Origin of the sequence: Photorhabdus heterorhabditis, from assembly GCF_018448905.1 — a bacterium.
GTDB classification, from domain to species: domain Bacteria; phylum Pseudomonadota; class Gammaproteobacteria; order Enterobacterales; family Enterobacteriaceae; genus Photorhabdus; species Photorhabdus heterorhabditis.
The window spans coordinates 1-19,695 of the sequence record NZ_RCWA01000055.1; the positions used below are offsets into that span (position 1 = coordinate 1).

The window sequence follows — 19,695 nt, forward strand, 5'->3', positions numbered from 1 at the left end:
GAGGTATAGGTGCTATGATAGGCATCACTCAGTCCGTGTTGGGGTTTGGGATTTTTCGCAATTGATCAGATCGCAAAAATCGGACTGAGTTCCCTCCAAGTGATCTATTATTTTGAAAAGTTATTTACTTACTATCAGCAAGAATCACGTAAACTGGGATATTATTACCCGGAACAGTTTTCCAAATTCCAATATGGCAAAATTAATTTATTCGAGCAGTTTCACAAAAATATATGGATATCTGTTTTTGCCCGATAATGGGAAGCTAATCCGGAAAAGCAGATTAAAGCACGGCAAAAAATCATGCGATATCTATCAATATTTTAATACTTAAGTCCCACATATAACTGTAACTTAACGGTAAAATGAACGGATATTACATCCGCTCAGTCACCATAGCTAACGCCTGCTCCACAACAGAAATATTTGCCCCCGGTTTGTGGGCATTCTCACTAAGATGACGACGCCACTGACGCGCCCCCGGAATCCCCTGAAAAATACCCAAAATATGGCGAGTAATATGACCTAAATATGTCCCTTGTGAAAGTTCTCGCTCTATATAAGGATAAAGCGCTTTGACTACCGCAACGGTATCAACTACCGGAATTGCAGCATCAAATAATTCATGATCAACCTGTGCCAAAATAGCCGGATTCTGGTACGCCTCACGCCCAACCATAACACCATCCACATGTTGCAAATGCTGTTTCGCTTCTTCCAGCGATTTAATACCGCCATTAATAGCAATCGTTAATTGAGGAAAATCCTTTTTCAATTGATAAACTCGCGGATAATCCAGCGGTGGAATCTCACGGTTTTCTTTTGGACTCAGACCAGAAAGCCAGGCTTTGCGGGCATGAATGGTAAATATATTGCAACCACTATGCTGCACAACGGTATCAATAAAATCACACAGGAATTCATAGCTGTTCTGTTCATCAATACCAATACGGGTTTTAACAGTCACCGGCACACTGACCACATCCTGCATTGCCTTGACACAATCAGCAACCCCTTTAGCCTCTGCCATCAAGCAAGCACCAAAGCGACCATTTTGTACCCGATCAGAAGGACAACCCACATTCAGGTTAATTTCATCATAGCCGCGCTCCTGAGCAATTTTCGCACAATGCGCCAATGCCTGCGGATCACTGCCACCCAGTTGCAATGCCACCGGATGCTCTTCTTCACTATATGCCAGATAATTGCCTTTGCCATGAATAATCGCGCCAGTTGTCACCATTTCGGTATACAACAGAGTTTGTTTACTCAACAAACGATGGAAATAACGGCAGTGACGATCTGTCCAATCCAGCATCGGGGCGACGGAGAACCGACCTTGCCATAACTTATTGGAAATATTGGTTTCTCCGTTCTTTTCAATTTCTTTACTTTCGTACATTTTTACTAATTTTACTCTGCCAGCTCCCCAAATATCATAGGGAACCAGACGCGGAAATAGTGGAAATATCACCTACTATAACATAGATGCCGATAGTATTAGCAGGCATCATTGCACTGTTGGGGCTAAAGTGGATGGAAAATATATTTATCTGGAGAATCACATCTCTATTTTGTGAAATAAAATAACAAACTATCCTTCCAGATGTTTAGCATCATATAAGGCTATTAAAATTGTTAGGGAATTTTAATTATATACCCGTCATCTTTCAAGTTGCTTCTTTGTTGGCTGCGTTCACTTACCCCAGTCACATAGTTATCTATGCTCCTGGGGATGCGTTCTCTTGCTGCCGCGATGCATCTTGAAATCCATAGGGTATACATGCAAATATGATAAAATATTTACATGTATATTTATCAATTAATCCAATCGTACTCAATTAATTATATTCTTGAGTGACTCAATTAGACCCAATATCATCATGCCCTTCTTCAAATTCCCATTGAATATTATATTTGTCTATAAAATAAAAATACCTGATCTTTCCTATAATCTTACAGGTTTCTTGTTTTAGATCAGTATTTTTTTCATCTTCCTCATTAAAGAACATAAACTCATCACTAGTGATTTCATCTATCTTATATGCTTTATATAATGGTGATGAATTTATCAATCTGACATCAGGAAAATTTTTTACGTGCTCAAATACACTATCTATATTTTGTACTCTAAAACAAATATGTCCAACACCACCAATGTCATTAGCCTCTTTTAACTCAATCCTTTTTATTCCGGTTGGATTGTGATATTCCATCAGTTCAATAAAAACCCCAGTCCCAGGAATTTCCAGGAATGCTATTGATACATCCACCTGATCAGCGTTATCAATGAAACCAGCCGCTTTTGAAAAGCCACTATTTTTAAAATGAGGAAATAATTGCTTTGGTATCGCCCCAAATAAATTACTATATAAATCAATTGCTTCCTGAATATCATCTACGACGATATTAATATGACCTAATCCTTTAAAGTTTATCATTACTTTTTTCTCCGCTAGTTTATATTAATCTTCTGTTTATATAACGTACAATTTGGTTTGAAATGAGAGAATAAAAAATTATTAAAACAGAATTAGTAACCATATTGGTTAAAGTAAGACTATATATTATATCAGAATACATTTCATTAAAAGCCAAATAATCAGTTATGGTTGTATATACCACAACAACTACTACAAATGAGAGTATTGATGATGTTATAAAAGACAATTTCTTATTTCTGTAGAAATAAGAAAATATTATAGAATTTAAAACAAATGCTACGAATGAACCAAATATATTAGCAACAAACAAATTAGAAATTGGATTAAAAGTATTATAATAATCCATACTCCCCTCAAAAACATCAGGATAAGGCATCGAAATTACAATATTTGTGATCAAAATCATAATTAAATTAGTGATTGCCTCTAATGCTATAATGAGTAGGACTGTTTTTCTTGCATTAAAGCTGGAGAAAATATCTACCATGGAGAAACATAACATGTAAGTAACCGTGGAAGGGATTATTACATAATCACCAACACTCACTAACCTGTAAGCAATCAAATGTGAAGTAATTGACAAACAAATAAATAATGAAGCAAAAACAATATTATAAAATTCAGATCTATTTCTGGTTCCCAATCGATTATAAGTCATCTTTCTTTATTTCCATTTTAATATTATCCAAGAACTCTTTCTCTGTACAATTTCCATCATTGAACAATTTTAAGAAAACATCATAATAAGTAAGATATTTTACCATCAATAATTTGTCACTCGTTGCCAAATTATTGTAATAGCTATCTGCAAAACTTCTTAATTCCATTGACGAGTTTATATCATGCTTATTAATATGGTAAGAAACAAAGAAATTTCCTGAAAATAATTTCAAACTGTCAATCTTTACGTGCAAACTTTCTTCTTTCAATAAATCCTTCAAATAATAAAAATAATCAATTACTCTGCGAAAAATCGACATTATAAATCCTCCATTCACAAATAGTATAGACATTTCTTTGATCATATAAATCCTTACTTTCCAAAACCTTGCAATAATCTTCTGTTACATATAAATACTCATGAAAAAATACAGATTCAATCTCGAATTCCTTTGAGCAACAAACAGCTATCTTATTCTTCTCAATTTGTTTCGCAAAAGGTCTATTACCCAGGAACCGGGCTGTAAGCAAATATTGAGTATCTTCTCCTAACTCTTGTCCTCTGATGTATAATCCGAGAGAAAAATAGTTATCTATCAGAGGGACCTTATATATCTCAGGGTTACGAAAATTTCCTTTACCACTAATCAACCATTCTGGATTCAAATTTAACCCTTCCGCGATCCTGTTCGAGAGCTTTGACTCATCAAGATTATTTCTAATAATGTAGTTTAATGATTGCTGAGCCAATCGGCAGCGCTTTGCTGCTTCCGCCTGAGAAATATCCAGCTTATATAGTACAAATTTCAATCTATCTGCAAGATTTTTCATATATTAATATTATCTTATTGATTTTTAATATTTTTATAGATTTATTATTGATAAATCCTTTCCCTGTATATGGCTATACTTACAACTAGTATTATGCAATACCTTAATAACTCCAGATTATAACTAACATTATGAAAAATTTATCTATTTTTTAGCAATTTATACGTTAATTTCTCCATGAGAACTACAAATTTGTTATTAAAATACAAAATACTTGTTGAAAATTCATGTGTGAGTAGTTACATTAAACTTATTGAGATTTTATAAAATTTTCTTAAGTATATTTGTAGGTTATTTTTCGTATTATATTTATTTGAAATAGCTATATTTTTTAAATTTGGGGTTATTACAGCTGAAAACTCACCTTAACCATACACAGATAACCAGTCTTACTGGCTATGGAAGTGAATTAATTGTACAAATACTTATATAATTTTGGAGAATTATTGTGGACAAAAAAGATTGGCATCCCGCTGATATTATTGCCGCTTTAAAAAAGCAAGGAACAACCCTCTCAGCCGTATCTCGCAAAGCAGGGTTAGCATCATCCACACTGAGTAATGCATTACACCGCCAATGGCCAAAAGGAGAAGCAATAATCGCCACAAATTTGGGGTTGCTTCCCTCCGAAATATGGCCTTCTCGTTACAAAAATAAAACGAATAGTGTGAACAAATTACTTTAAGAGGGAAGTATAACGAGAAAAATAGAAATGAATCAGCGTGTTTTTCATCATCTACATTAATAGTGAAGGAAGGGCTATTGATTAAAGAAAATAAAATTAATCTATAGCAGATAATTGACAATTAAAGTTTTATATCCCCCAGAAAACTACACGATTAATTTTGGGGGAAACTCAGATTTTATTCTATCACTCCGGCAGTTCAGGCCAATCCATTTCCTGTGAAATATCTATCCGATTAAGCATCACTCTGCATTCCTTCCATGTCAATAAAGCCAATTTCTCTTCTTCCGTGGCAATATCTAAATCGATAGCATCCTGTAATAATGCGATTTTATTTGTTGCCTCGGCCATTAATTGCTGTTTTTTGAGTTTAGCATAAGGCTTTAAAATCATTTTTATTACTCATAAGTTCTCCCTTAAGGAAAAACCAATGCTTTCATTAAACAAAACCCTGAGTTAATAAGGATAAAAATAAAATATCCACCTTATCATCGAATATTATTTTTAGATTTCATTTCAATCACAGACTCTTTCTAATAAAGGACGATGAAAGATTTTTATAACTAAATACGATTAATCATTTTAATATAGTTTATGAAAAAAATATCTTCCATTGAAACCAAAATATATCCAAACTACCTATTTACATTCAACGTTCGCTCCTCCTACCTTCTAGCGATTTTTCTGTTTCAGCGTAAATATGTTGGCATAAGTAATCATTCTCATACTGCAATGATATAAAATTATTTTTTAATCAAAATTAAAAATTTAAAACTCCAATAACACAAGTAAACTTTACAAACTCATAAAAATACTCTTAAGTATTTATTAACCTGAACTATCCAGAAATAGGTCTATTCTTAAATATGTAGATAGCTCGATTATTAATACTTATAAGCCTACTTTAAGTAAGGGAGAATTGTATGCCATCAAGAAGAGACGTCATGGTTGGAGGGTTAAGTCTTGCTGCTGCCGGTATTCTATCCACGGTATCTTCAACCAACGCTGCAACTGCTAATATAAAACTGCAAGAAGCTTATAAAGCAAGTAATACAGAAAAAGCACTTGATATTATTAGTCTTTATGATTTAGAAGAAGAAGCTCGTAAATTGATCCCTGCTTCTCATTTTGGTTATATTAGCAGTGGTTCAGGTGATGAATGGACTTTACGTGAAAACACGAGAGCCTTTGATAATTACCAAATTATTCCGCGCTATCTCGCAGGAGTAAAAGATCCTGACACAACAACCGAATTACTCGGCAGCAAAGTGGATATACCTATTTTCGTTCCTCCAATGGCAGCACATGGGCTGGCTCATATTACCGCGGAATTGGGAACAGCTAAAGGAGCCGCCGATGCTGGTGCACTGTTTACTGCACAAACGCTGTCTAATTCATCTCTTGATGAGATAGCCAAGATAAGTAATGGCCCCAAATGGTTCCAAATTTATTTTACCAAAGATATGGGCATTAACCGTGAACTGATACACCGGGCTAAAGCTATGGGCGCCACTGCAATAGTATTTACGGTTGATTTAGAATGGAATGGTAACAGGGAGGCCGATAAACGTAATAAATTTGTCTTCCCAAATTCACTTCCGTTTCCTAACATCCCTAATGCTCCTGTTGGTGCAACATTAAAAGAGATTTCTTCCATATTTAAACGGGATCTTGATTTCAAAGATCTAGAGTTTCTTGCCAAAGAATCGGGCCTTCCAATTATCGTAAAAGGTATTCAATCTGCCGAAAACGCTAAAGAATGTGTTGACTACGGAGCCTCGGCTATTCAGGTATCTAACCACGGTGGCCGACAGTTGGATACTGTCCCGGCAGCAATCACTTCATTACCAGGCATTGTTGAAGCTGTTGGGTCTAAAATTCCGGTCTATTTAGATGGAGGTATCCGCCGCGGCGTTCATGTATTTAAAGCTCTCGCATTAGGTGCTAAAGCTGTCGCTATCGGCAGACCAATTTTATATGGACTCGCATTAGGCGGAGCGCTAGGCGTTACATCCGTTTTAAATCTACTTAAGGATGAACTCAAACTTAGTATGAAACTGGCGGGATGTGCAGCCATTAAAGATATCGAGAAAAAATTTATCAGTCTAATTTAGCTCTTAACTAACTGATAAAAAACTCAGCCCCGTTTCATTTGAAATATGTAATTTCAGGAAATGGGGCAAATTACATTACATTTATAAACGATGGATCTTATAATGAAAAAATCTTTTATTTTACTTGCTGCTACCCTCTTTACATCTGGAGTTCAAGCTGCGGAATATGTCATTGATCCTAATCACACCAACGCCCGTTTTCAGATAGATCACTTCGCTACTACCACTAACCACGGTGGTTTTTATAATTTAGAAGGTAAAATAGAATTCTCACCAGCAGAAAAAAGAGGTATCGTCGATATATCCATTCCAATAAAAAATATCAATAGCGGTTCAACATCATTTGATAATCATTTAAAAAGCACTGATTTATTTGATGAAGTAAAATATCCAGTCATTCGTTTTGTTTCAACAAAATGGAATTTCGAAGGAGATAAAGTTAAAAGTGTTGATGGAAATCTCATATTAATGGGTCAAACACACCCTATTACCCTGAATGCAACAAAGTTCAACTGTTACCAAAGCCCAATTCTTAAGGTGGAAGTTTGTGGTGGAGATTTCCAGGCTCAATTAGACCGCACTCAATGGGGAATGAATTACCAGGTTAAAGAAGGCATTAGCAAACAAGTCGATTTGTATATTCAAGTCGAAGCTGCAAAAAAATAATGGGTGATTATCTTCTATATTAATTATTTATTCCCCCTTAAAGTTTCCTTTAAGGGGGAATGTTTCATATATACCCAATGGATTTCAAGATGGATCGCGACGGCAAGGGAGCAAATCCCCGGGAGCATAGATAACTATGTCATAGAGAACTATGTGACCGGGGTGAGTGAGTGCAGCCAACAAAGAGGCAACTTGAAAGATAACGGGTATAAATATTAATGCAGTACACGAGATGCAAGTGACTCATCGATATCTATCTCATAAATTTTCTGTTCTTCTATTCTACTACGTAAAGCGTCTTCAACTAATGTAGAGAAACCGGTCATCATTTGGCGTTCCATAATAATGCCTTTTGGTTCAGGCCATGGAAGATTAGCGATTGGCCAATCGCAATACAATTTATAATAATTAAATTGCTCTAACTTCCCTTTAGCTCTATCAAAATCATTATTCCAGTAAGCATTTCCCAATTGAAAGTTTATATAAAAATCATCAAAGCTACCGAAAATCTCATAAACATAATCAGCGGTTTTCAGCATATTTTTCCATGCCATTTCTTCACTGATATAACCAGCACAAAAGCAGTTACGACTTAAAACGATTGCAAGCCATAAATCGAATCCCCACACCAATGCCGGTGGACGCCCATTAACAGACTGAGAACATTTACGAATATAGTCAGGTGTTACCTCAGCTAATTTAGCAAGAATTTTAAATATTTTTCCATCACTAAGAGCAGTATCAACAACAAAATGTTTTGAATGTATCCCATCCCATAAGGTGGTTATCATTTTCATATAACCTTCTTCATCAATAATTCCCCAGTCGCTATATAATTGGGATTGATGTTCCTGGGCAGCTGATAATGGTAACAGATAATAACAATAATCGTCATGAACAACACGTGACTGTAAAGGATAATGTTCCAAAGTTTCACTCCAAAAACCGAACCAATAGTCACTGACAATATTCAACCGCAATGCCTGACGCTTCTCTTCCGGTAAAAGAGATAAACCCGCTTGTTGATAGTAACGCCGTTGCTCCCATTCAGGACGTTTAATAATACGATAAATAATGACAGACAGTAACATTACTACCAATAATGCTACACTTCCTACCTTAGCCAAAAGTAAATAGTCTTCATCTGGAAAAGATACATCACCTATTATTAATAATATAATTGCTACAGATAATATAATCCCCATACATATCGCAATCAAAAATAGAATATTAATGACTGAATATAAAAAACGCATAAAAGGAGATTTTCTTCTCTCACAGATAATATTCTTTATTATCTGATAACCTTTAACAGGGAACTGTCTGTAATGAGGCTGATTTTGTAAAAGGTTTTTCATCACAAATGATTCCTTTTCGGAAATTACCTGTCATACATGATAATTCTTATCTGTGTTATCACAAACTTCAAAGAAACATTATTTTTGTGGCTAAGTACCAATTTAACCAAATTAACTCTATCAGGGGACAATCTCGATGAACTTTTCTGGATAATATTTTCTATCGTAGAAACATGATAACATCACAACATTGTCATCATGCTGGTTGTAAGGGGCGCAATGGAACTCGTTAATCAAAAAAAGTTAATGGAACAGGCGGAAGCTATTTGCCAGGCTCGGGGAGTCCGCTTTACCCCACAGAGGCTTGAAGTTTTACGTCTGATTTCAGAGCAACCTGGAGCAATCAGTGCTTATGATTTGCTGGATTTATTGCGAGCAGCAGAACCACAAGCTAAACCCCCAACCGTCTACCGAGCACTGGAATTTCTGCTAGAACAGGGATTTATTCATAAAATAGAATCTACCAACAGTTATGTGCTGTGCCACCATATTGAACAACCAAGCCACACCTCAGCGATGTTTATTTGTGACCGCTGCGGCTCGGTTTCAGAACGGGATGGCGGTGCCGTTGAATCTGCTATTCAACAATTAGCAAAAACTGCCGGATTCAGTTTACGTCATACAGTAATTGAAGCTCACGGATTGTGTTCACCTTGTGAAGAGATTGAATCTTGCTCTGAACGGGATGAATGCCAACATGACCACAGCATTGAGGTAAAAAAGAAATAAGCAGTCAGTACTTATCCCAATAGGCTACTTTATTTGCCACTGGTTGCAAAAAAATGAACCCGGGCAATACTCAGACAAAAGCTTTAGTTTTTGCATGCACTTTAATACGGTCAGAAAGGTGAACGAAGCGAGTCATCCTCGCATATTATTACTATGTGTACACTCCAATTGTGTACGCTCCATTCTACTGTGCTGTCTGTATTCACTGTTCATTCACAAGAACAGCCGCAATAATTACACCTACTGAGTTAGACTCTTAATTTTGCTACAAATCAGCTATCAGGATAAAAAGACAACCGCAGAATCACGTTTAAGACAATCGTAATGATACATTCAATAACATGATTCTGCCGGAATATTACAATGTCCTGATCATCACTCAAAAAACAGTGACTTAATATATTACTATCAGATCCAGCCACAGCTACGAATCACTCCGACCGCCAACCCTTCGATTGTTAAGTTTTGATCACGTAGATCAACAACTATTGGTTTAAACTCTGAGTTTTCTGCCAGCAATTCAACTTTATTCCCAGTCTGTCTAAAACGTTTTACCGTTACTTCATCTTCAATACGGGCAACAATAACCTGCCCATTACGAACATCCTGTGTTTTATGCACAGCCAGCAGGTCACCATCCATAATTCCAATATCTTTCATAGACATTCCGCTGACTCTTAACAGGAAATCTGCATTTGGTTTAAACAATGCAGGATCAACCTGATAATGGCTTTCAATATGCTCCTGTGCCAGCAGTGGTTCACCTGCGGCAACACGACCAATCAACGGTAAACCAGATTCTTCAAGCAGCAAACGGATACCCCTGGACGCCCCGGCAACAATCTCTATCACCCCTTTACGAGCCAGCGCTTTTAAATGCTCTTCAGCCGCATTCGGTGAACGAAAGCCAAGATGTGATGCAATTTCAGCGCGCGTTGGCGGCATACCCGTTTGCGAAATGTGGTCACGCACTAAGTCATAAACTTGTTGCTGCCTTGCAGTAAGTGCTTTCACTTCGCCCCCTGTTTGTTTATACAGTCAAACTGTGAGTATATACAGGTAAATAGCAATTGGGAACCTGTCAGGACAGAAAATCAGCCAATTATAATACATTGATCGATGATTAATCGAAATTAACCCATGAAAAACTGCCAAAGAACTGTACTCCAGATAATTAATGCCAGAATAATCGTCAAAAAGACTGCCGCAGAACCCATATCTTTCGCCCGACCGGATAGCTCATGGAACTCACTGCCAATACGATCAACAATCGCCTCAATAGCACTGTTCAGAATTTCCATAATCAAGACCAACATAATTGAACCAATCAGTAAAATACGTTCAATTACGCTGACATCCAGATAAAAGGCAACAATCAGAGCCAATATTGCTACGATTATTTCCTCCCGGAAAGCAGCTTCATTCTGCCATGCAGCCTTAATACCTTTCACCGAATATCTTGTTGCTTTAATAATACGGGTCAGTCCCACGGATTGATTTTTCATAAATTGCTCACATCCTATATGAAGTTGTTTGCCACTTTTCATGTTTATTATTGTCTTAACTCAACAGATCTCAACAACTGTTTCTGGTATGCTTGCGACCTATTGCTAACAAGAGGCTTTAGTTATTTATGTCAGGTTGGCGTAAAATATATTATAAATTATTGAATTTACCACTAAAAATACTGGTAAAGAGCAAACTTATTCCTACAGATCCCATCACTGAATTGCGGCTCGATACTACACGTCCAATCTTGTACGTGTTGCCGTATCACTCCAAAGCAGACTTACTGACATTACGTCAGCAATGCCTGGAGCAGGATCTGCCAGACCCTTTAAATCCACTGGAGGTAGGTGACACTGAACTTCCCGGTTATGTTTTTATTGATAATGGCCCACGCGTATTCCGTTATTACGCACCAAAGCAAGAATCTGTAAAAATTTTCCATGATTATCTGGATTTGCATCGCAATAATCCAAACCTGGATATTCAGATGCTGCCAGTTTCTGTCATGTTTGGCCGTTCACCCGGACGTGAAGGGCAAAGCACCCCATATCTACGGTTACTGAATGGTATCCAGAAATTCTTTGCCATTCTCTGGCTGGGCCGGGATAGTTTTGTACGTTTTTCCAATACAGTATCTCTGCGCTATATGGCGACTGAGCATGGTACTGACAAGACGATTGCCCATAAACTGGCTCGTGTGGCACGGATGCACTATTCTCGTCAGCGTCTGGCGGCAGTAGGTCCGCGCCTACCTGTTCGTCAAGAGCTGTTTAATAAGTTATTGGCGTCGAAAGCAATAGAAAAAGCCGTCTCCGATGAGGTTCGTACCAAGAAAATCTCACATGAGAAAGCTCAACAGAATGCTATCAACATCATGGAAGAGATTGCTGCTAATTTTTCTTATGAAACTCTACGACTGTCAGGACGCGTACTTGGTTGGACCTGGAACCGTCTGTATCAGGGGATCAACGTTCACAATGCTGAGCGGGTCCGTCGTCTGGCACAGGACGGTCACGAGCTGGTTTATGCTCCTTGCCATCGTAGCCATATGGATTATCTGCTACTTTCCTATGTACTCTATCATCAAGGCTTGGTGCCGCCCCATATCGCCGCAGGCATCAACCTGAATTTCTGGCCGGCAGGACCGATATTCCGCCGTTTGGGTGCATTCTTTATCCGTCGTACTTTCAAAGGTAACAAACTCTACTCCACGATATTCCGTGAATATCTGGGTGAGTTATTTGCACGCGGTTATTCTGTCGAATACTTTATGGAAGGCGGTCGTTCCCGAACTGGTCGTTTGCTCGATCCCAAAACGGGCACCCTGACCATGACGTTACAAGCATTGTTGAGAGGTGAATCACGTCCAATCACGATCATTCCAATTTATATTGGTTACGAGCATGTGATGGAAGTTGCTACCTACGCGAAAGAACTGCGTGGCGCAACTAAAGAAAAAGAAGGCTTTTTCCAGATGATACGTGGTTTACGTAAACTTCGTAATCTGGGACAAGGCTATGTGAACTTTGGCGAACCTATTCCACTGATCCAATACCTTAATTACCATGTCCCTGACTGGCGTGACTCTATTGATCCAATAGAATTCCAGCGTCCAGAATGGGTTGCCCCAACAGTCGGCAAACTGGCCGGGGAAATTATGGTGAACATCAACAATGCTGCTGCCGCTAATGCAATCAACCTGTGCGCAACTGCTCTTCTGTCATCACGTCAGCGAGCACTTACTCGTGAGCAATTAATTGAGCAACTGGATTGTTATATACAACTCATGCGGAATGCGCCTTATACTGCGGATGTCACGGTACCCAATAAAACCGCAGAAGAGTTGTTAGAACACGCTCTGCAAATGGATAAGTTCGAGGTAGACAAAGATAGTATGGGCGATATCATCACTCTGCCACGAGACCGTGCAGTTTTGATGACCTACTACCGCAACAATATTCAGCACTTATTGGTACTGCCATCACTGATTGCCAGCATCGTCATTCATCATCGCCGTATCAGCCGCGAGGAGTTGCTAAGCCAAGTAGCAATCATTTATCCACTCCTCAAAGCAGAGTTGTTTATGCGTTACAACAAAGCAGATCTGCAAGAAGTAGTTAATACTCTGATTAATGAACTTACCCGCCAGTGCCTTATCTGCAACAAAGAGCAAGGTATGCTGGTACTGAACCCAGCACGTATCCGCTCATTGCAATTACTGGCGGCAGGTGTTCGTGAAACATTACAACGTTATGCTATTACCCTTTCTTTACTGAATGCCAATCCGGAAATCAGCCGGGGTATGCTAGAAAAAGAGAGTCGGATGCTGGCGCAACGTCTGTCTGTATTGCATGGTATTAACGCCCCTGAATTCTTCGATAAAGCGGTATTTACAACTTCGGTAAATACACTGCGTGAAGAAAGCTATATCAGTGATAGTGGTGATGTGATCACTGCTAATACTCAGGAATTGTATCAGGTATTGAGTGAACTGATGTCACCAGAAGTTCGTCTTACTATTGAGAGTGTCAGTTTGCCAGCAGAGCACAACGATACTGAAGAAATAACTAAAGAAGTGTAATTTTGGGAATACTGGTGATAATGGGGGTTTTCCATTATCACCAGATATATACCCAATAGATTTCAAGATGGATCGCAACGGCAAGGGAACGCATCCCCAGGAGCATAGATAACTCTGTGACTGGGGTAAGTGAACGCAGCCAACCAAGAGGCAACTTGAAAGATAACAGGTATATCAGACGTAACTGAAGAAGATACCAAGGAATAACACCAGACCAACATAGTTATTATTGAGGAATGCCTGGAAACAGAGTGTTCTTTCCCGCTCTGAAATCAATTTCTGCTGATAAATAAATAAAGCACCAGCAAGCAATAGCGACCAATAATAGATGCCACCAAGGTTCATCATATAGCCCACCAGCGCAAGAATCAGTAACATAGCTAATTGAAGTAAACCAATAATCAGCTTATCAAAGCGACCAAATAGGACAGCGGTAGACTTAACACCAATCTTTAGATCATCGTTACGATCGACCATTGCATACTGTGTATCATAAATAACTGACCACAAGATATTGGTCAGGAATAATAACCAGCATTCTAATGGTAAGGACTCACTAACCGCAGCAAATCCCATAGGAATAGACCAGCCATAAGCGGCCCCCAGTACAAACTGGGGAAGATGACTGAACCGTTTAACAAAGGGGTAAAACCAAGCCAAAGCCAACCCAGCGAATGACAGGTAAATAGTCATTTTATTGAGGGCCAGAACTAATCCGAAAGAAATCAACACCAATACGACAAATAGGATCTTACTCTCTTTTTCACTGATAGCACCACTAGGCAAGGGACGTGTCTTTGTGCGTTCTACATAGCCATCAAATTTTCTGTCAGCAAAATCATTAATTACACATCCTGCTGCACGCATCAGAAACACACCGGCAGTAAAGACTAATAATATGTGCATATTCGGGATACCTTTCCCCGCAATCCACAATGCCCAAAACGTCGGCCATAACAACAATAATGAACCAATAGGTCTATCAATACGCACTAAACGGCAATAAGCCCACCATTTACTTTGTGCCATACTTCCCGCCACGTCTGTTTCTCCCCTTTACTTTAGATTTTACTTTTGTACACAGGTGATTCAGGTAAAAAGACTTCCGTTAGTAATAATGGCTTGCCTGATAACCTCAGCAACGATCGTCTTGCCCAACAATTTCCATGTTTCCCCTTCTGAATATAGTCCCGCGTTAATTTATTACTACTAAAAAGATACCGTCCAAGTGGAACTGTTCCTAAATCAACCAATTTTTCATCAGGACCGGTTAATGTTGCCTCAGGAATTAATGTTCGACCTAATAGCCAGGGGATATTGTCACCATATAACACGATCTCACGCAGCCAATATCTTTGGCTAGTTGGTAAATGTTCACTTTCATCAGAAATTTCTTCCTCTGCGATAAAACATTCTCTAAATGGTACAACATGAACATGGTCACAATATTGTTCAAAACGTCGGGTCATCGAACCCAATTCCATCAACCAATCTAAAATCTCATCAGGAAAATCAGACGAGTTCATCGAAAGCCATTGAATAGGCATTGTTGTTAGTATTGAATCTGCTGACATACGCTCTTCCACTATGAACAAATTTCTTATTATTTGATTGTATACCCAATGGATTTCAAGATGCATCACGACGGCAAGGGAGCAAATCCCCGGGAGCATAGATAACTCTGTGACCGGGGTGAGTGAGTGCAGTCAACCAAGAGGCAACTTGAAAGATGACGGGAATATAATTAACAGCCACAGAGAATATCACAGTGCAAGTATGCAGCATAAAAAGTTATAGCAAATTTTGTAAATAATGTTTGAGGAGAATGAGCGAATTATGATGAACATAATTCGCTTTATTAAAATGGTTAAATTTCTGATTCGGAATAAATGACTAACGCCATGCTTTAAAACAGTTAATCAACCCATTTGTTGAGCTATCGTGGCTAGCAATCTCTTTATCATCCTCAAGCTCCGGCAAAATACGGTTAGCCAGCTGTTTACCCAGCTCCACCCCCCACTGATCAAATGTGAAGATGTTGAGAATCGCCCCTTGTACAAATATTTTGTGCTCATACATAGCAATCAAAGCTCCCAGACTGAATGGGGTAATTTCACGTAACAAAATGGAATTAGTCGGGCGGTTTCCTTCAAACACCTTAAATGGTGCGACATGTTCAACCTCAGCAGCCGTTTTACCACTAGCAGCAAATTCAACATCCACTTGCTCACGAGTTTTACCGAATGCTAACGCTTCCGTTTGAGCAAAGAAGTTGGATAACAATTTGCGGTGATGGTCACTCAATGGGTTATGGCTGATCGCCGGAGCAATAAAATCGCAAGGGATCAGTTTAGTACCCTGATGAATAAGCTGATAGAAAGCGTGCTGACCATTGGTTCCCGGCTCCCCCCAGATGATGGGACCTGTTTGGTAATCCACCGGATGACCATTGCGGTCAATATATTTACCATTGGATTCCATATTGCCCTGTTGAAAATATGCCGCAAAACGATGCATATACTGATCGTATGGCAGAATCGCTTCAGTTTCTGAGCCAAAGAAATTGTTGTACCAAATTCCAATCAGCGCCAGCAATACCGGGATATTCTGCTCAAATGGGGTATTGGCAAAATGCTGATCCATAGCGTGTGCACCACTAAGCAATTGCTCAAAATTTTCAAACCCAATAGAAAGCGCAATAGACAGACCTATCGCGGACCACAATGAATAACGGCCACCAACCCAATCCCAGAACTCAAACATATTTTTGGTATCAATACCAAATTTCTGCACTTCCTGCTCATTTGTGGAAAGCGCTGCAAAATGCTTAGCAACATACGCTTCATCACTGGCACTTTTCAGAAACCAGTGACGAGCAGAGTGGGCATTAGTCATCGTTTCCTGCGTGGTAAATGTCTTAGAAGCAATCAGGAACAGAGTTGTTTCCGGATTAAGTGCTTCTAGGGTCTCCGCGATATGAGTTCCATCAACATTAGAGACAAAATGCATATTCAAATGATTTTTATAAGGTTTCAGCGCTTCCGTCACCATATAAGGACCGAGATCCGAACCACCGATACCGATATTTACCACATCAGTAATTTCCTTGCCGGTATAACCTTTCCACTCACCATTAATCACGCGTTCACTGAACTCTTTCATTTTTACCAATACAGCGTTGACCTGCGGCATAACATCTTCCCCATCAACAATAACAGGGATGTTGCTGCGGTTACGCAAGGCAATATGTAGTACCGCACGATCTTCAGTACGGTTAATTTTCTCACCGGAGAACATGCTGCGAATAGCCTCGACAACATCAGTCTCTTTAGCCAGTGCCTGTAACTTTTCCAATGTCTCAGTTGTGATGCGGTTTTTTGAAAAATCTACCAAAATCTGGTCATCAAACGCCGCGGAGAACTTAGCAAAACGATTTCTGTCCTGTTCAAACAACTCACGTATGTGAATATCTTTTATCTGCGCAAAATGCTGTTCTAATGCCTTCCAGGCTGGAGTTTGACTAGGATTGATATTTTTCATGGCTATGCTCTCTATCAATGACTGTAAATAAACGGAGGTAAAGATTGTAACCTGTAATTCTGTGATTAAAGTCTCTTTTCCTTTAATCACTGATATTGGTCAAAACAATTAATTTTTTCTAGCTCTATTTGCTAATGTGTATATACCCTATGGATTTCAAGATGGATCGCGACGGCAAGGGAGCGAATCCCCGGGAGCATAGATAACTATGTGACTGGGGTGAGTAAGTGCAACCAACCAAGAGGCAACTTGAATGATAATGGGTATAAAAAATAATTATTTTTCTCTGACATACTCAAACCCTCAATTTCTTTTATAATTCTAATGTCATCATGAAAGATATTGATGTAACCATTCACTACATTGACTCAAATCCGTTAACCCGATATTTCTAAAAGCCTATTCAGTCAACAGAAGGTTATCGCAATGAGTGTTGTTTCATCCCTATGTCCAGAAATCAGCGGATATGTAGTCGCAAAATTTGGTGGTACCAGCGTGGCAAATTTCGATGCCATGAATAGCAGTGCCAACATCATACTGGCAAATAAAGAAGTCCGTTTAGTCGTACTGTCCGCATCTGCTGGTATTACCAACTTGTTAATCGCGTTGGCAGCAGGTTGCGACGAAGATAAACGGACTGACTATCTGAAACAGATCCACACCATTCAACACGCCATTGTTGACCGTTTGCATGACTCTGATGTTATTCGTCAAGAAATCAACCGTCTGCTGGAAAACATTAAAGCGCTTTCCGAAGCAGCCTCTTTGGCAACTTCAGATGCGCTGACCGATGAACTGGTCAGCCACGGCGAATTAATGTCTACATTGTTGTTTACTGAACTACTCCGCCAACGCGGTACAGATGTCGAGTGGTTTGATATCCGTAAAATTATGCGTACCGATGATCATTTTGGCTGCGCAGAACCAGACAATATACAGCTTCAATCGCTAGTAACTGAACATCTCTTACCACGCCTGCAAAACACCCTGATAATTACTCAAGGCTTTATTGGTCGTGAAGAGAAAGGGCGTACCACCACGCTAGGACGTGGTGGTAGTGACTATACTGCGGCCCTGTTGGGAGAGGCCCTTAACCTGAAACGCGTTGATATCTGGACAGATGTCCCGGGGATTTACACGACTGACCCACGAGTCGTTCCCACTGCCCAACGAATTGACAAAATTGCCTTTGATGAAGCGGCGGAGATGGCAACATTTGGTGCAAAAATTCTACATCCGGCCACACTACTGCCCGCTATCCGTTGTGACATTCCGGTATTTGTTGGTTCTAGTAAGGACCCACAAGCTGGCGGTACACTGGTTTGTGATACAACAACAGCGCCACCACAATTCCGTGCTATCGCCCTGCGTCGAAAACAAACACTACTGACACTACATAGCTTGAAGATGTTGCATGCTCAAGGATTTCTAGCTGGAATATTTACCATTTTGTCACGTCATAACATCTCCGTGGATTTGATCACCACATCTGAAGTAAATGTGGCATTAACGCTCGATACAACAGGTTCCACTAGCAAAAATGGTTATCTGCTAACCAATGCGCTTATGACTGAGCTTTCAACGCTATGCCGAGTTGAAGTGGAAGAAGATCTGGCTCTGGTAGCAATTATTGGTAACCAACTTTCTCAGGTCAGCGGATTAGGAAAACAGATTTTTGATGCGCTGGAAGCATTCAATATCCGTATGATCAGCCATGGCGCCAGCAATCATAATCTATGCCTGCTTGTTCCTGGCAAAGATGCCGAGCAAATCATTCAAACTCTTCATCAGAGTTTGTTTGAATGAATACGATCTTGTAGGTACTTGATATCCTTCCTAGATTAAAATTTGTCTCTTAATCCAATCCTTAGATTAAGAGATAAAGCAGAATGGTAGTCTCACGTGTGTAGGAGAAAAAATGTGGCGCGGTTGATTGTTCTGAACATACCGGAATTCTTAAGTCATTGTCACGACTGATGTAGAAAAAAGGAGAAAAGGCGAATAATCTATCTACTATATAATTTCAAGTTATACTTAAAATTCATCAATATAAATATATAACATTGGCGACTTAATGAATATATACCTGTTATCTTTCAAGTTGCCTCTTTGTTGGCTGCACTCACTCCCCCCGGTCACAGAGTTATCTATGCTCCCGGGGATTCGCTCCCTTACCGTCGCGATCCATCTTGAAATCTATTGGGTATAGAGTAAATGTTCTATTAAAATATCCAAAACAACTAATCTCTTTAAATAAAACTAAAAAACAATTTAATTTATTTTTTATGTTTATTCCTTAATATAGCACTAAACTTAGCTCTTTCCATTTTGGCTTTTCTATTCCATAAATCCATGGCCTGAGATATATTATCATAAAAATCACCCCCTAATTCTGCACCCACGAAAACCTCAATTAATACAGGTGAAATTTATATTTTTACTTTTTTATACCTTGGATTCACATAATAAGTGCAACATCGTTAATCCGGAAGTAAACATGTTCGTATTCCTTTAAATAATTCATTCGGTGTTTTCCCTCCCCGTGTTTTTCTGGGGCGATTATTTAATCGGTTTACCA

Annotated in this window: 19 protein-coding genes; 6 read left to right on the top strand and 13 right to left on the bottom strand. The window is 39.0% G+C overall.

Annotation, left to right across the window (positions count from 1 at the left end; translation table 11 throughout):
* Positions 1 to 376: 376 nt before the first annotated feature.
* The 5 genes from dusA to EAE89_RS20935 form a co-directional block, all read right to left on the bottom strand.
* Positions 377 to 1,402, bottom strand: a complete 1,026-nt coding sequence (gene dusA, locus EAE89_RS20915) for a tRNA dihydrouridine(20/20a) synthase DusA (protein ID WP_214086527.1) — start codon at positions 1,400 to 1,402, stop codon at positions 377 to 379.
* A 460-nt stretch (positions 1,403 to 1,862) separates the two neighbouring features.
* Positions 1,863 to 2,441 (bottom strand): VOC family protein, encoded by a 579-nt coding sequence (locus EAE89_RS20920; protein WP_054478000.1) that lies wholly within the window; start codon positions 2,439 to 2,441, stop codon positions 1,863 to 1,865.
* 19 nt (positions 2,442 to 2,460) lie between these two features.
* Complete coding sequence (locus tag EAE89_RS20925) at positions 2,461 to 3,102, bottom strand: VUT family protein (protein ID WP_054478003.1); 642 nt, start codon at positions 3,100 to 3,102, stop codon at positions 2,461 to 2,463.
* Positions 3,092 to 3,424: a hypothetical protein gene (locus EAE89_RS20930; protein ID WP_054478004.1), complete on the bottom strand. Its 333-nt coding sequence runs from the start codon at positions 3,422 to 3,424 to the stop codon at positions 3,092 to 3,094. Before EAE89_RS20930 ends, EAE89_RS20925 begins: the two co-directional genes overlap by 11 nt.
* Positions 3,399 to 3,935 (bottom strand): helix-turn-helix domain-containing protein, encoded by a 537-nt coding sequence (locus EAE89_RS20935; protein ID WP_149616794.1) that lies wholly within the window; start codon positions 3,933 to 3,935, stop codon positions 3,399 to 3,401. Before EAE89_RS20935 ends, EAE89_RS20930 begins: the two co-directional genes overlap by 26 nt.
* 442 nt (positions 3,936 to 4,377) lie before the next feature.
* On the opposite strand from EAE89_RS20935, the gene EAE89_RS20940 reads away from it, so the two are divergent.
* Entirely contained in the window at positions 4,378 to 4,620 is a 243-nt protein-coding gene (locus tag EAE89_RS20940) for a helix-turn-helix domain-containing protein (RefSeq protein WP_072161848.1), read from the top strand.
* 186 nt (positions 4,621 to 4,806) lie between these two features.
* Here EAE89_RS20940 and EAE89_RS20945 read toward each other — a convergent pair whose 3' ends face one another.
* The gene (locus EAE89_RS20945; RefSeq protein ID WP_235525431.1) at positions 4,807 to 5,013 is read right to left on the bottom strand and encodes a tail fiber assembly protein; all 207 of its coding nucleotides are present in this window, start codon (positions 5,011 to 5,013) and stop codon (positions 4,807 to 4,809) included.
* 530 nt (positions 5,014 to 5,543) lie between these two features.
* On the opposite strand from EAE89_RS20945, the gene EAE89_RS20950 reads away from it, so the two are divergent.
* On the top strand, positions 5,544 to 6,734 hold the full coding sequence (locus tag EAE89_RS20950) for a lactate oxidase (protein ID WP_054478009.1): 1,191 nt from the start codon (positions 5,544 to 5,546) through the stop codon (positions 6,732 to 6,734).
* A gap of 102 nt (positions 6,735 to 6,836) precedes the next feature.
* Positions 6,837 to 7,400 (top strand): YceI family protein, encoded by a 564-nt coding sequence (locus EAE89_RS20955; RefSeq protein WP_054478011.1) that lies wholly within the window; start codon positions 6,837 to 6,839, stop codon positions 7,398 to 7,400.
* 215 nt (positions 7,401 to 7,615) lie between these two features.
* On the opposite strand, the gene EAE89_RS20960 is transcribed toward EAE89_RS20955, so the two are convergent.
* A complete protein-coding gene (locus EAE89_RS20960) occupies positions 7,616 to 8,758 on the bottom strand; it encodes a DUF1266 domain-containing protein (protein WP_214086525.1) in 1,143 nt (380 codons plus the stop codon).
* 219 nt (positions 8,759 to 8,977) lie between these two features.
* Between EAE89_RS20960 and zur the strand changes: the two genes are divergently transcribed.
* Entirely contained in the window at positions 8,978 to 9,487 is a 510-nt protein-coding gene (gene zur, locus EAE89_RS20965; protein WP_054478015.1) for a zinc uptake transcriptional repressor Zur, read from the top strand.
* Between the two features lie 408 nt (positions 9,488 to 9,895).
* Here zur and lexA read toward each other — a convergent pair whose 3' ends face one another.
* Both lexA and EAE89_RS20975 read right to left on the bottom strand, forming a co-directional pair.
* A complete protein-coding gene (gene lexA, locus EAE89_RS20970; RefSeq protein ID WP_054478017.1) occupies positions 9,896 to 10,501 on the bottom strand; it encodes a transcriptional repressor LexA in 606 nt (201 codons plus the stop codon).
* Between the two features lie 119 nt (positions 10,502 to 10,620).
* Positions 10,621 to 10,992, bottom strand: a complete 372-nt coding sequence (locus tag EAE89_RS20975) for a diacylglycerol kinase (RefSeq protein ID WP_054478019.1) — start codon at positions 10,990 to 10,992, stop codon at positions 10,621 to 10,623.
* 128 nt (positions 10,993 to 11,120) lie between these two features.
* Between EAE89_RS20975 and plsB the strand changes: the two genes are divergently transcribed.
* On the top strand, positions 11,121 to 13,577 hold the full coding sequence (gene plsB, locus EAE89_RS20980; RefSeq protein WP_054478021.1) for a glycerol-3-phosphate 1-O-acyltransferase PlsB: 2,457 nt from the start codon (positions 11,121 to 11,123) through the stop codon (positions 13,575 to 13,577).
* A gap of 174 nt (positions 13,578 to 13,751) precedes the next feature.
* Here plsB and ubiA read toward each other — a convergent pair whose 3' ends face one another.
* The 3 genes from ubiA to pgi form a co-directional block, all read right to left on the bottom strand.
* A complete protein-coding gene (gene ubiA / locus EAE89_RS20985) occupies positions 13,752 to 14,606 on the bottom strand; it encodes a 4-hydroxybenzoate octaprenyltransferase (protein WP_172909139.1) in 855 nt (284 codons plus the stop codon).
* A gap of 32 nt (positions 14,607 to 14,638) precedes the next feature.
* A complete protein-coding gene (ubiC, locus tag EAE89_RS20990; protein WP_054478023.1) occupies positions 14,639 to 15,151 on the bottom strand; it encodes a chorismate lyase in 513 nt (170 codons plus the stop codon).
* A gap of 319 nt (positions 15,152 to 15,470) precedes the next feature.
* Complete coding sequence (gene pgi, locus EAE89_RS20995) at positions 15,471 to 17,117, bottom strand: glucose-6-phosphate isomerase (RefSeq protein ID WP_054478026.1); 1,647 nt, start codon at positions 17,115 to 17,117, stop codon at positions 15,471 to 15,473.
* Between the two features lie 426 nt (positions 17,118 to 17,543).
* Between pgi and lysC the strand changes: the two genes are divergently transcribed.
* The gene (lysC, locus tag EAE89_RS21000) at positions 17,544 to 18,923 is read left to right on the top strand and encodes a lysine-sensitive aspartokinase 3 (protein ID WP_214086526.1); all 1,380 of its coding nucleotides are present in this window, start codon (positions 17,544 to 17,546) and stop codon (positions 18,921 to 18,923) included.
* Between the two features lie 470 nt (positions 18,924 to 19,393).
* Here lysC and EAE89_RS24065 read toward each other — a convergent pair whose 3' ends face one another.
* Positions 19,394 to 19,519 (bottom strand): hypothetical protein, encoded by a 126-nt coding sequence (locus tag EAE89_RS24065; RefSeq protein WP_262499949.1) that lies wholly within the window; start codon positions 19,517 to 19,519, stop codon positions 19,394 to 19,396.
* Positions 19,520 to 19,695: the final 176 nt, after the last annotated feature.